We start from the raw sequence: 13683 nt of genomic DNA, 5'->3' as shown, positions 1-13683 counted from the left end.
CGAGTTCGCTACTTGGCGGCATTGTCCAACGAGTCGAGGGGCTTGGCTCCCCGTCTGGTTTGCGCCTGGATTCGTTCGCTGATCCGAACGACTTCGCTCTGGTCGGCCTCTCCCGCGATGACCTGGCGGAGCAGGTCCATCCACTCTTGCGCGAACCGTCCGTCGCCGGCTTGCTGATGCCCCTCGTCTCTCTCGCCCAGCAGGACTTGCACTTTGGTATCGAGCGGCACGGCAATTTTGGAGAGGACCTGCAGCGAAGGGTTATTCTGCAGCTTGCGTTCAATGTGGCTCAGATACGATTTCGATACGCCCGCCTGCACGGCCAATTCCGTAATCGTCAATCCCTTTCGTTCCCGCAATTGCTTAATTCGGTCCCCAATCATAGCGCTCTCCTCCACTGAAATCACCCCCTTGCTCCCGGCTTGCGCCCAATAGCTGCCGGAAGACGCCTCCGCGCTCCCCGGCTAGCCGGCCATATTCGCCTTGCTGCACGATTTGCCCCCGTTCCAGCACAACCACTTGATCGGCATTGCGAATAGTGGACAGGCGGTGCGCGATGACTAGAATGGTCGTTCGTCCGCGCAATTGCTCAAGCGCCTGCTGAATGTTCGTCTCGTTCTCCCGGTCCAGCGCGCTCGTCGCTTCGTCCAGCACCAGAATGGATGGCTTGCGCAGCAGCGCGCGGCCGAGCACCAGGCGCTGCCTTTCGCCTCCCGACAGCTTCACGCCGCGATCGCCGATCAGCGTGTCCAGCCCGGCGGGCAGCCTCCGCACGAATTCTGCGGCGGACGATGCCTCCAGCGCCTCCCACAGCTGCGCCTCGGTGGCCTTCGGTTCCACAAGCAGGAGATTCTCGCGGATCGTCGCATGGAACAGGAACGGATCCTGCGGCACGTAACTGAGCGATTGCCGCAGCGACTCGAGCAGCGCCCCCGTGACCGGGCTCCCGTCGACGAGCACCTGACCCCGTTGCGGCTTCACGAGCCCCATGACAAGGTCGACGAGCGTGCTTTTGCCCGCGCCCGAACGCCCGACGATGGCGGTCATTCGGCCCGCCGGAATGGTCAGGTTCACGTTCCGCAGCGCATAAGCGCTCTCCTCGCCCCCATACCGGTAATCGAGATCCCGGCAAACGATGCCCCTCTCCATGCGGAGCCGTTCGGTGACATCCTCCTCTTCCCGCAGATTGTTCCCCTGCTCGGCCGCCGCCGCGCTCTCCTGCTCCAGCGCCCGCAAATTGCGAAAGGCCGGAATAAAGGAGGCCACCTGCTCCATATTCGCTTGGCCGCTAATAAACCGCGGCCACAGGCGCGAAAAGATGACGATAATGACGACCATCTGCCCCGGCTGCGTCCGGAAAAGGACGACGGATAGGTACAAGAAAGCCGCGATCAGCACCGACGACGCGATCTTGTAGAGCAGCTGGGAGGCGGTCCGAATGCGGGTGAACTCCTCCTGCTCGTAACGCAGTCTCGCGGACAGCTGCTGCACCCACGCCAGACGCGAGCGCTCAAGCCGGTTGCTCTTCACCTCTTTGATCCCGCCGAACAGATCGGTAATGCCCGCCAAATGACGCTGACTCGTCTCGACCGTATGGTTGCCCAGGACGGTCGCCTTGCGCGAGAACCTCCGGGCGAACAGCCCGAGCGCGAGTCCGCTCCCGACGACGTATGCCGTAATGACCGGCGAGAGCCATACGGCCAGGCCGATCTGAATGACGGTGAAGATCCCGGAAGTCAGCGCCGACATGAACAGATGCACGCCGCTGTTTACACGCCCCATCTCGGTCGTGAGCGAGCTGATGATGTCGGATTTGCGCCGGTTCAAGTAAAATTCCCATCCCGCCGCCAGCAAGCCCCGATACAGCGTCATGCGCAGGTCGTGGACGAAGTTCTGGTGCATATTGATATTTTGCACGGTCAGCGCACGCTGCATGACGAACTGCGCGATGGAGACGGTCAAATAGATCGCCAGCACGATCAGCAGCCCTTCGGCGGCCGGATAGTCGCGCACGAACGATAGCGCTTTCGTAACGGGATGCATGGTGCCTGCTTCCGCCGCGATGCCGCTCATATTCAGCATCGGAATCAGCAGCAGCATGCCGAGTCCGTCCAGCAGGCCAATCAGCGCCATGCCGATCAAATTGAGGTACAGCTTGAAGCCCGAGTAATCGGCCAGCCGCTTTACGTAGTGCAGCACGTCCTTCATCGTTTGGTCACGAGACCCTCGGCCAGCAGCTTCTCCAGGTAGGCCACGACTTCAAGGCGGCACTCTTGCTCGTCCACCTCGTATTCGGCCATAATCGCCGCCACCACCTCGCGTACCGTGGACGGCTGCCGCACCGCCTGCCAGATCGATCCGCCTACTTCGCTGAAATTATAATACTTGCCCCGTTCAATGCTCAGCATGACCGTCTCGCCGTCCATATCGCTGACGATATTGCCCGGCTCCTGAACGATCCGATCATCCAGCTCAACCTTGTACGTTTGTCCCATAACGATCATCCTCTCCGATTTCGGTTAGCAGCATCTCGACAAGCGTCGGCGCTGTAAACGACGTCTCCGGCCGCTGCATCTGATAGAACGCCAGCTTGTTCGACAAGCCGGCCGTCAGCTTGAAATGCCATTCCGTCAGCCCGCTCCCATGGATCAGGAAATTCCGGTACGTATGGCGGTACAGCAGCTGCACGCGGGATAAACCGTGAACGCGCCTAAGCTGCGGCTGCTCGCCGCCCTTCGATAGTTCGATTACGCCCCCAAGCGGGAGAGGCTTGTTCAGGAACCGCTCCTGCACCGGAATGGCGAACTTCGTCTCGCGCTCATGCAACGGCCGGTAGCCCGCAGCGTTCATGCCGAAGGCGTCCAAGCTTTGCTGCCACAGCTTCTGCTGTGGGTAAGCGGGCGCGACCATGGGAATTCCGTTCGTACCGGCGGAGACGGCGATCACATCGTCGCTCAACAGCCGGCAGCCGCGCGCGAGGAATGCGGCGGCGAGCGTTGATTTGCCGCTCCCCGACTCGCCCACGACCGCGTAAGCGCGTCCGCCGATCGCGATCGCGCTGCCATGCAGCGGCAGCACGCGGCGCTGCATTAATGCCGCCCCCATACAGGTGCCCAGTATATACAGACGGAGCCGATCCTCGTCCGCGCCGCGCAGCGAGCGCACCTCGACGTCGCGGCCTTCCCGGATGATGAATACGGCCAGTTCCTCGATTCGGAATGCGATGCGGTCCGTCTCCACCTCCAGCTTGCCGCACGCTTCGGCGAGCTCGGGCCAGCTCGCGCATTCGGCCGTGACACGGATCGTGATGTCCGGCTCCGAGGCCTCGCCGCGCGCGGCGCTAAGTTCCGGCAGCGCGATCTCGCTGCGGATTCGGCAGCCGAACGCTTCATAGTGCCGCGTGAACGGCATTTCCTCCAGTCGCTGCACATTATTCAACTCCATCTTGATTCGTCTTTAATAAGGAAGAGCTCTCATACCGTTCAAGGTACGAGAGCTCCGCCGCATGCATGTAAGTTTAAGACCGCAGCCTAGCTCTCGAAGTGAATGATTTCCGTCGGGTCCGGCTGAACGGCGTCCGGAATGACTTCGCCAGGGCCAGCCATCGTCATTTGCACGGACAGCGCTTCCATTGTTGGTTTGTTCCATTGTTTCTTCATAGATTCACCTCCTCTCGCTGCATCTTAGAACGCTTTCTTCAAGAAACGATACACGATCAGGCTGCGCATCATGAGCTTCATCTGCGGATGGAAGGCGTGCTCCGGCTTCGGCCCCTGCTCCATAACGGCGATGCCATCTTGAATGACCGCAGCGTTCAGCATGCCGCGCATCCGCGCGTCCTCGCTCATCTGTCTTAGCTCGGAGACGAACATGTCCCACTGAGGGGCCATCCGGTAGACCAAGTCCGCTGCCTGAATGCCCCGCACCCGCTGGTTCAGCCGAACGCCGTCGGGCAGCAGCCCTTTCGTCGAGCGGCGGATCAGCGCCCGGTCCAGGCCCTCCTGCACGAACTGTTCGAGCGGCAGCGACAGGCAGTAGCGGATGACGCGCAGATCGTTGGTCGGGTCGTGCCCCCTCACCCCGTAGCGCATGCTCAGCTTGGCCCCGCTTGTCCCGGTAATGTTCCACATGTTGACGCGGCTAAAGTGCTGCTTGCGCGCTTCGATCGGATCGGCGGGCAAATCCGCGGTCGATCCGATGCCTGTGAAGGCGCGGTCCTGCAGCTTCTCATACACGCCATATTGGCGGGCATAATCGTCGGCCAGCAGCTGCGGGAATTCGTAAGGCGCCGTCAGCGGATAGCGGCGTTCGAGCGCGGGGATGGCCTTGCGCCCGAGCACGGAGTAGACGCGAGATGGTCTGACGCCCACATTGCCGCAATACTGCCGCACTTCGCGCGCCAGCTTGAACCACTTGAGGCGCTTAAGCAGCTGTGCGTAATAATCGACGGCCGGCCCCCAGGATATGCTGTAGTTGCCCCGTTGTCCGTTCAGCAGCAAGCCAATGCCCTGGCGCGATGCCAGCTCGTAGACGCCTTTCAGCCAGAACGAGTTCTCGAAGAACTTATAGGGCGACTCCATGATCGTAAGCCAATCGTCGAGCTCGGTTAACGGGCTTTGGCCTTTGAAATCCAGATAACGATCCTGTATATTACCGACATGCCGTACGGTCGTCTGAATCATGGGACGCTCGTCGGCCATCTTGTATTTGGGCGTCCAATCCACGAACCCGTCCTCCGGGATGTAGCTGAACGTATGCAGCGGCCGGTTGTCCTCGCGCAGCGCTTGGGCCGCGAAGCTCGCGACCGAGCCGGAGTCCAGTCCGCCGCTTAAGAATGCGCCGACCTGGCTGGAGAGACCGAGCCGGGAACGGACTGCTAGGCCGAATACGTCACGGAACGCTTCCTCGTAGTCGGCGTTGGATTTCAGCTTGAGCGGCGCGATGTCGTCCAGCGCCGTATACTTCGCGAGCCGAAGACCGCGTTCGGTCACCGTAATCGTATGCGACGGCGGCAGCTGCCCGATATCGCGGTAGACCGTCACGCTGCAGTCCGGCGGCTCGAACATGCCCGTGATCGCCAGATATTCCGCCAGCCAAGGCTCGTTCAGCCGCTTCTCCACGCCCGGCAGGGCGAAGAGCGGCGCGATGATGCTGGCGAACGCGAAGCGGCCGCCGTCCCGGTAGAAATACAGCGTGCGGGCGCCGGAGAAGTCCCGGGCGCCGAACAGCCGGCCTTCCCGCGCGTCCCAGATGACGAACGCAAACTCGCCGACGAGATGCTTGGCCATCTCCTGCCCCCAGACCTCATAAGCGCGCAGCAGAATCTCGCCGTCAGGCATGTCCGCCCGCAGCGCGCGGGGCACATCCAGCCGTTCCATCAGCTCGTCCCGGTTATCGAGCAGCACGTCGGCCGTAACCGCCAACCCGCGAGCCGGATCGTGCCGGAGGAGCGCCTCCGGCGTAGACGCCGGCGATTCCCGCTGGTCGCGGCAGCCGAAATATAGCAAGTCGGTGTGCCAGGAAGAGACCCTGGCGGCTGGAAGCTGCTCCATGGCTTCCATCATTCGGCTCCCATCCAGGGCAGCAGCCGGTTCTCCATTATAGTAGTACACGCCGGCGATTGCGCTCATGCCGTATCCTCCGTAAAGTTGCAGGTAGTGGATTGCATCTATTCGTTCTCTCCATGGTTCTTTATTTCGATACCGTTCTTCAACTCGTTCTTAATAACGAACACAACCCAAGCGTATCACCGTTATAATTCGTTGTCAACGAATAAATTCATCCTCCATAACGAACAAGAAGACGCCGACTTCCGCCAGCGCCTTCCCGCGATTATTGCAGCACATTGCCTCCCGCGACATCGTTGTTCTTCAGCTGCAGCTTGGCGTTCGTCAGCAGGTTGCCATTCACTGTATATGCCGGCGCATTCAGCCCCGCATACAGCGTGGAGATGCCGATTGTCGCCGTATTGGCCGTAATTCGATTCGCCTTGATCGTCGCCGCGAGCACGTCTGCCTGCTCCGTGCGTTTCCAGTAATCGTTGATTTTCACGAGCGCGACATCCGTTCTCGTCAAGTTAGACGCTTGGATGATATTGTTCTGCAGATCGACCTTCTTGGCTGCTTGCACAGAGATCGCGCTGCCGTTGCCGCCCATCTCGAACGTCGAGCCGGTAATGGCATAGGTCGTCGCTTTATTCTCCAGCAGCAGTCCGGTCCCGGATGACTGGATCTTGCAGCCGCTGAACGCGTAAGTTCCGCTCTGGGTCGCGATCAGATCACGAGTATTCCCGGGCGCGGATACGAATTCGCAATTCGCGTACGTCCCTCTCGGAAGCGATGCGCCGCTATGATTCAGCAGCCTTAGATTGGTGAACACGCTGCCGTCCTCGACTCCGCCGACGACGGTATTCAGCAGCGTCTCGCCTTCGATCGTCACGTTCGTCATCTTGATCGGCTTGTTCCAGATGGACAGCGCGTTCTGCTGCTTCTTGTTATTGATCATCCGGATATTCGATGCGGTCACGCCATAAGCCGTCTTGCTTGTAATGCTGAGGATGGAGTCCGTGAACACCATGCCGTCGATCGTAATATTCGGTCCTTCGAAATACGTGTAGGAGTCGTTCATCCGGTTGCCTGTGAAGGTCGCGTCATGATAGGCGAGAATCCGAGACCCGTCGAAATGGTTATCGCGCACGATCGCGCCCGTGAACGGCGGCGATATCGCCAAGCCGATGACGCCCTTGGAACCGAACCGGTTGCCTTCCACGACCGCATTCCAGCCGTCGTAGAGAATCAGATCGTAAGAGGTATTATTATAAAAATCATTGTTCGCGATCTTGATGTTCGTATTCCGGTGGCCATTCTCGCCGAATCCGCCCTCGAGGTCGATACCCGATTGCGGCGCGACCCCTTTCATATCGTGCAGCACGTTGTCATGGATCAGCACCTGGTCCGCGCCCCCGACCGTTATGCCTTGACGGCGGTTGAACGCGAATTCGGAGTAGCGTACGGTGATGTTTTTGCTCACGATTTTTTTCCAGGCTTCCACGTAATAATCCTTTGCGGCCGGTTTTGCATATACAATATGAGCGAAGCTTGCACCGGACGGAATTTGCAGAATGTTGCGCGCCTTCGCCCCTTTCAGACTGCTCAGGAACGTGTTGTCGCTCTTGTAATAATAGACGTCGAATGTCAGCGCAAGCCCCTGGCTGTTGGACAGCTCGAATTCCCGCTCGCCCGGGAACTTGGCGTCCAGCGCGATTGGCGTCTTGGTCCGGATCTTCGCGCTATCGGCGATTGGCTTCCCCGCCGCGTCGAAGGCGCCGGAGACGAAGCTCGCCGTATAGTAATCCTTGAGCAGTCCGCCGCTCCCTCCGATCGCCAGGCCGTCCCCGGTGTAGTTCTCGGCTCGGACGCCGTCTATTACCGTGCCCTTGGCGCCTTCCACCAGAATGCCGAACCCGCTCTCGTGCGTGCCTGCCGTGTAGGGCGTATCCTTCTTGCTGTAATCGTGCGTATCCTTGTCTCCCCGGTAGATGCCGCCTTTGAGCTTCGCGTTATTGATGCCATATCCGATATAGATGGTGATGTACCGCTCCTTGCCGTTCGTCTCCTTCTGAAGAACCGTTTGGTTATCGAGCTCGAACGTCATATCGCCGACCATGTTAATATGGCTATCCTTGTCGATCAAATAAGTTCCTGTCGGCAGCAATAGCTTCGTATAGCCTTGGGTCTTCGCCCACAGAAGCGCTTGATTAATGCCCTGTGTCGTCTCCACGGGATGCGTACCGTCATTATGAATGCCGAATTGCTGCAGATTGGCGGTGTAGGCCGCTGTGTCTGCGCTCTGAACCGCGCTGGGCTCGGCGGCGCTTGAAACGCTTACAGTCCCCGATACCGCGAGCGTGGCTGCCAGTAATGCGATGCTCCATCGCTTCATTGTGCTCCCTCCTTTGAATCTTCTATTTTTGTTACTATTACCACAATACGCACGCTAGCTGGGGTTGGAGCATGGATGACCGACCATTTTTTGGGGGAAATAACGCAAAAAAATAGTCCATGCCCGATTGTGGCCCGCACATTAGACAGGCCCCTCTGCATGGACTTTTAACGTCAACCGAATCTCTAAATCTAATGCCGGTACGCCCCTGTACCCCATATCCGCTTCGTTACCGCCTGCGGCCGCTAAGAGATTGCTTAAGAGATGGATAGTTTCTCCGCTTCGTACATCAGCACCTTGCCGAACAGCGTCCGCTGCAGCATAACGGCTGTTGCCGAGGCAGGAGATTGCATCGATTGAGATTGCCGTAGGAAAGACCTAACTTCCAATGCCGAAAGTCCCAGCTTGCGAGCTTCTAGTATCAACGATGTCCACTCTGCTTCCCGTTCGCGCTGTACAAGTTCTGCCTGTTCCATCTCCATCCATGCCTCCAATTGTATTGGGGTGGGTGCACCACTCACTCCGTATGTCCCAGGTGCCCAAATGTAGGACATATTTCACAGTTCCCGTTTCATTTCTGCCAACCTGTCCCAATTATACAATTTGTATCAAGGAGAAACATGTCACATTGTCGCCTTGTTCGTAAATATTTTTCGACACTACTGGAATAAAATAAAAAACGCCCTAATTGAGGGCGTTTTCACGGATTGAAACTTATGAATCCTGCTCTTTCTTCCAGCGTTGAAACTCAAGGAATTCCTTGAATTGACGTTTGCTGACACCAGACGACATCGCCTCGTGCACAAGCTCCGCCCATTCAGGGTCAAGCTCCTGCTCTTCCGACTCGTCGAACAGCAGCGCATTCTTCGTGACATCGAGCGTCGATGCGATTTTCTCTACGAACTGTATCGAAGGGTTATTCTGTATGCCCCGTTCCACATTGCTTAAGTACGATTTTGCGACTTCGGCGCTCTCCGCAAGCTCGGTTAGCGAAAGTCCCTTACGCAGGCGAATCTTCTTGATGCGTGCTCCGATCGTTTCCGTCATCTCGAATCGTCCTTCACTGTGCAATCTTGTTCCCTTCATTATAACAAAGATTATTGTAAGGGACAAAACAGATTTTACCCTTTCTTTAATTTCTTACACAATGTCTTGGCGCAGGGTCTACAGTCTGCGCGCGTATTGACTCAATCTATCCGACATGGCGCCGATATCTGCGATGAAGGCTTCGATCTGATCAGACGAGACCGACTGGCGCTCCGCGAGGGCGGCCATGCGTTCGATCGATCCGTTCATCTCGGCCATCGCCTGTCGGAAGGCTTGCAGCGTCCCCCGAATCGTATTGGCGGAGGCCACCGTTTCGCTCGATAGCTTCCGGATCTCGCCTGCCACAATACCGAAACCTCTTCCTTTCTCTCCGGCATGCGCCGCTTCGATCGAAGCGTTGATGCCGAGCATATTCGTCTGATCGGCAACGGCCTTTACGATCGATACGACCTCTTCCGTCTGCCCTACGTGCCCAGCTGTCTGCCTGGCTAGATTCAACAGCTGTCCGCTGAAGTGCCGCAGCTCTTTCGAGGCTGACGTTATGCTCTCCAGCTGCGACTGGGCTTGACTCAGCGAGTCTGCGATGTGCTCGGCAATTCCGCGCAGCTCTGCTTGTGTCCGGACCTGGACGGCCAGTCCGCCCATGATTTCCCGTTCTTCCCCGTATAGCGGAATGGCCGTTCCGACGAACTCGTAGCCATAAAAGCTAGCGGGTACGACGTCTTTGAGAGAGAGGCCGTTGCGAACGGTCCGCGCCAGGGGCTCATCCGGGTTCAGTCGCTGGCCGGAACGAATACCCAAATCGATGCGTTCGCCGGGCCAATAGCCAATGAACTTCTCCCTGTCGCATATCGCGAACGAAACATCGATTGGCAGCGCTTCTTTTAGCAGCGGAATAAGGGCGGTTATCTCGTGAAGCGATCGAATGACGTGCATCGTAGAACTCCCATCTGTTCTAACTTACGGCTATAATCCTGCCATAAATAGTTCCATCTCAGGATACCCCGACTAGCACATTGGCATCCGTCGATTGCCCCGATCAATTCGCCGACGCTTCTCGCCCGCTGTTCTCACCCTTCAAAGTCCAGGTTTGCCGGCTCGGCCGGCATGCCCTCCTCCGTGTTCTCGCCGGTCGTCGGCGTCCGCTCGTCGACCTCCTCGATCCGGAAATTGTCGACCCACAGCTTCCCTTCTCCGCATAGGAGCGCCCCGAACGCGATCGCATGACTCGATTCCGAGACGTCCAGCACGACGGCATACTGATTCCAGCCGCATGTGCCGTGGATCGGACGATTCTGCATATTATCGAACTGCAGCATGTCGCCGTTCTTCCGGTCGATCCGCATCCAGAGGCCTGCCCAGCCCCGAATGTCCTCCGCCTTGGCGAATGCGGTCAACCGTACCCGCTTGCCCGCATAGCGCTCCGAGCTGAACATCTGCATAAGCGTGGCGAACCCTTCCGCTCCCCGCTTCACCGACTGGATGCGCGCCGCGGCGCTCCCCAGATGCGCTTCCCGTTTGTCCAATGCGACCTCGTAATCCTCCACGCGATTGCCCGTTACCGTCCAGCCTTGCGGCACTTCCTTCCGGTTCATCCCCATCGTCCCCTTCGTCACGAGTGATTGCGCGTATGCGCGATACCGCCCCGGCGTCAGGCCGTGCGCCTTCTTGAACGCCCGCGTGAACGCCTCCTGCGATTGAAAATGATAATCCAGCGCGATAGCCAAAATACCCTTTCGCGTATGGGCCAATTCCGCCGCCGCCCGCGCAAGCCGCCGGTCGCGGATGTAATTCGCGGCCGTTCGTCCGACCGCGGCGAGGAACAAGCGGTCGAAATGGCGTTTGGAGAACAGGCCTCCCCGCGCCAAATCATCCGGTCGCAGCAGCTGCGTCAGATGCTGCTCGATATAGCCGAGCGTTTGATTCATCGTGCTCCGGTGCGTCTCCTCGTTCGCCACTGCCATCCCTCCTTGCCTCTAACTTACCATGCAGCGCGCAGGGCGTTTTGATCGTTTTGGCCATGTTTACCGTCCACGCGCCATCGTCTGGCGAAAATAAAAAAGAGCACCCTTCCTAGGTGCTCTTCGCGATTGCGAGGCTTATCGTGTTCGCCCGTCCGAGCGACCGCCCTACCGGTCCCGGCTAATCATATACGCCAGCACCTGCTTCAAGAAACCGGCCGGGCGCTCCCGCTTGCGCAGCGCCTCCAGCGCAAGGCAGTAGTGGTCCCACATCGCTTTCTTTGCGCCTTCCCGGCCAAGAATGCTCGCGAACGTCGCCGTGTTGTTCTCCGCATCCTGGCCGACCGGCTTGCCGAGCAAGCCCGCGTCGCCGTCGACGTCGAGCAGATCATCCTTGATCTGGAACGCGATGCCGGCATGGTAGGCGAACGTCTTCAACAGCTCGATCTCGCGCTCGCCGGCTTGGGCGAGAATGGCGGGCATCACCAGCGCCGCTTCGAACGCCAGACCGGTCTTATAGAAACACTGCGTATTGAGCTGCTCCAGCGTGAGCGCCTCGCCCTTCGTCCGCAGGTCCATCGCCTGCCCCATGCAGAGCTCTTCCGCCTTCTGCGCGGAATAACGGATCATGGCCAGCACGCTCTTCGGGTCAAAGCCCGCAAGCGAGGCTTGCTCCTGCGTCGCCCGCTGGATCAGCATAAGCCCCGTCAGCTCCGCCGTAGCGCTGTCATGCACCTGATGCAGCGTGGAACGTCCTCTGCGCGTAGACGCATTATCTTGAGACGGGAGATCGTCGAAAATAAGCGACGCCGTATGCATGTACTCGAGCGAGCGCAGCAGCGGCACCAGCGCGTCCGCGGACAATCCGTATTCCTGCACGCCCATCACCCAGGTCAGGATCGGGCGAAGACGCTTGCCCGAGCCGTCCAAACTATAATTCGCCGCCTCGATCAGCGTCTCGCCCGAGGGCGGCATACCGTCCCGGCTCGCCAGACGCAGGCTGGCGTTAATCTGCCCGCGCGCCGTCCGCACCGTCTCCGCGAACTGCTCCTCCGTGTCGCGCTCGTTCTTCAAGTTCGCGACGACCTGATCCCGCAGCAGTTTATCGAAAAAGTCGACGTCGTCCGCTCGGTCGACCATCCGCTGCACGAGCCGGTTGAACGCGGGATGACCGGAGGCGAAGATCGTCATAATCTCGTTATATTGGGTGCCCCCGACCCGCGCCTTGCACCGCTTCAGGCCATTGATGGCCCGGTTCAGAATCACCTCGCGCGCTTGGGCGTCCGAGCGGTACACATCATGAATGAGATGCGCGATGACCGTCCAGTACAGCTCGAACGGATTGACCAGATCGGCTCGCCGCTCGCGATGCGTCAAGTAATACGTATACGGCGTGACCGCCCCGTCCTTCAGATCGTCGAACATATCCGCGAAGTCGTCCGCAAGCTGATTGTAAATGCCGTAGAAGAAAATGCGGCTCTCGAAGCCTTCGTCCGCCGGCGCGCCCAGAACCGAACGGGCCACCAGCCGGGAAGAAGCGGACTTCAAGATGACCGGCACGTACAGCTCTTCGTTCGTATAGCCGTCATGAGCCAGATTCTTGGCCCGGTCGACCTCTTGTGAATGGAAGAAGACATAAGCCTGCTCGAGAAAATGTCCGTGCACGGCCGGCTGCTGATGCTCCTTCATGCATTCGAACGCTTCGCGCAGCTCCCCGTGCACGTAGCGCACCATCGCCTCGTTATTCCCTTCCCATCGCCCAAGCTCCGGCACCGATCCGGTGACGAGCGCGGACGTAATCATGCGGGAGAACGTCTGCTTCTCCTGCGCGCTCAGCACGTTCGCATCGAGCAGGTCGTCGATGAACGGGTACGTCAGCCCGTAGGAATACCCAAGACGGATCGCTGCATCCAGTCTGACCGCGCGATCCGCCGGTGGGCAATCTTCTGGCATCTCTTCCAGCGCATGCAGCACGACCCCCAAGATAATCTTCATTAGCTTACGCTGCGCATGCTCGGCATTCAAGCCCTCCGGCAGGTTATGCGATACGCCCCCCAGCTTCTCGAACATCCAGATGACGGCCGTCTCCACGCCTTCCTTCTGTCCCCAGCGGTAAATCTCTTCGGTGCTGAACAGTTCCGACTGCTCGCCTTGGCCGGCTGTCCCCCCGGGGAACAACCGCTCCCGCATCTTCGCCGCCAGCTTCGCGATGCGGGCTTTCGTTCCTGGCAGGTCGATGGCCTTCCCCAAATCCCGCATGTAGATATACGTGATGCTTCGGTTCAAATAGTCGTCCAGCTTGCCGGTTTGCCTCAGCCACTGCAAATGGCGGTGATAGCCGCCGGCGCCGGCAGCCGCTTTGCCTCCGGCGAGCGTCGACAACCAGGAGCGGCGAATATGATTCTTCTTCCACAGCTGGATGTCTTCCGTCAAGACCGTCCCGTATGTCTTGTCTCTGGCCTGCTGCTCTAGCACGGCAAAATAACGGGCGGCTTGCTGCTCGGCTTGCCGGTAGCAGCCGTCGGCATCCACGATGTATTCCTCGGTTATCGCATTCATGACATATTCCCTCAGCTTCTTTTGATGTTTTCGCGACATGTGTCTTACGGAGAATGAGGTTGCGCTTATCGGATCCGATTGATAGTTATAGATACGGGGGATTAATTTTCCGGTTACGATTTTATCGGCATGACGGCAGCGCGGCAACGCTCCTAGAAGGAGCGCAGGAATGAAC

The 13683-nt window shown here is 58.8% G+C and carries 12 protein-coding genes and 1 riboswitch; all 12 genes read right to left on the bottom strand.

The annotated features are described in order from the left end of the window. Positions 1-8: 8 nt before the first annotated feature. Entirely contained in the window at positions 9-383 is a 375-nt protein-coding gene (locus ACFFSY_RS03780) for a helix-turn-helix domain-containing protein (RefSeq protein ID WP_377490108.1), read from the bottom strand. Then, on the bottom strand, positions 364-2208 hold the full coding sequence (locus ACFFSY_RS03775; protein ID WP_377490105.1) for an ABC transporter ATP-binding protein: 1845 nt from the start codon (positions 2206-2208) through the stop codon (positions 364-366). The genes ACFFSY_RS03780 and ACFFSY_RS03775 overlap by 20 nt, the downstream gene beginning before the upstream one ends. Further along, entirely contained in the window at positions 2205-2495 is a 291-nt protein-coding gene (locus ACFFSY_RS03770; RefSeq protein WP_377490102.1) for a lasso peptide biosynthesis PqqD family chaperone, read from the bottom strand. The genes ACFFSY_RS03775 and ACFFSY_RS03770 overlap by 4 nt, the downstream gene beginning before the upstream one ends. Continuing rightward, the gene (locus ACFFSY_RS03765) at positions 2473-3444 is read right to left on the bottom strand and encodes an HPr kinase/phosphorylase (protein ID WP_377490099.1); all 972 of its coding nucleotides are present in this window, start codon (positions 3442-3444) and stop codon (positions 2473-2475) included. The genes ACFFSY_RS03770 and ACFFSY_RS03765 overlap by 23 nt, the downstream gene beginning before the upstream one ends. A gap of 86 nt (positions 3445-3530) precedes the next feature. Next, positions 3531-3659, bottom strand: coding sequence for a paeninodin family lasso peptide (locus tag ACFFSY_RS03760; RefSeq protein WP_377490096.1), 129 nt, complete (start codon positions 3657-3659; stop codon positions 3531-3533). 24 nt (positions 3660-3683) lie between these two features. After that, positions 3684-5630 carry an asparagine synthase-related protein gene (locus ACFFSY_RS03755; protein ID WP_377490093.1) on the bottom strand — a complete coding sequence of 649 codons (1947 nt, stop codon included), beginning with the start codon at positions 5628-5630 and terminating at the stop codon, positions 3684-3686. 202 nt (positions 5631-5832) lie between these two features. Then, a complete protein-coding gene (locus ACFFSY_RS03750; protein WP_377490090.1) occupies positions 5833-7941 on the bottom strand; it encodes a right-handed parallel beta-helix repeat-containing protein in 2109 nt (702 codons plus the stop codon). A 257-nt stretch (positions 7942-8198) separates the two neighbouring features. Beyond that, on the bottom strand, positions 8199-8423 hold the full coding sequence (gene sinI, locus ACFFSY_RS03745) for a DNA-binding anti-repressor SinI (RefSeq protein WP_377490087.1): 225 nt from the start codon (positions 8421-8423) through the stop codon (positions 8199-8201). Positions 8424-8434: 11 nt separating this feature from the next. Further along, a riboswitch (cyclic di-GMP riboswitch) is annotated at positions 8435-8517 on the bottom strand. A 138-nt stretch (positions 8518-8655) separates the two neighbouring features. Continuing rightward, positions 8656-8988 carry a helix-turn-helix domain-containing protein gene (locus ACFFSY_RS03740; RefSeq protein ID WP_377490084.1) on the bottom strand — a complete coding sequence of 111 codons (333 nt, stop codon included), beginning with the start codon at positions 8986-8988 and terminating at the stop codon, positions 8656-8658. A 117-nt stretch (positions 8989-9105) separates the two neighbouring features. Further along, the gene (locus ACFFSY_RS03735) at positions 9106-9924 is read right to left on the bottom strand and encodes a methyl-accepting chemotaxis protein (protein ID WP_377490081.1); all 819 of its coding nucleotides are present in this window, start codon (positions 9922-9924) and stop codon (positions 9106-9108) included. Between the two features lie 134 nt (positions 9925-10058). Next, positions 10059-10946 (bottom strand): helix-turn-helix domain-containing protein, encoded by an 888-nt coding sequence (locus ACFFSY_RS03730; RefSeq protein WP_377490078.1) that lies wholly within the window; start codon positions 10944-10946, stop codon positions 10059-10061. Positions 10947-11117: 171 nt separating this feature from the next. Then, a complete protein-coding gene (locus ACFFSY_RS03725) occupies positions 11118-13508 on the bottom strand; it encodes a polyprenyl synthetase family protein (protein WP_377490075.1) in 2391 nt (796 codons plus the stop codon). Positions 13509-13683: the final 175 nt, after the last annotated feature.

It is taken from the genome of Paenibacillus aurantiacus (genome assembly GCF_042431225.1).
Lineage (GTDB): Bacteria > Bacillota > Bacilli > Paenibacillales > Paenibacillaceae > Paenibacillus_Z > Paenibacillus_Z aurantiacus.
Note: the sequence above shows the minus strand (reverse complement) of the source record. Positions and strands in the feature narration are given on the sequence as shown.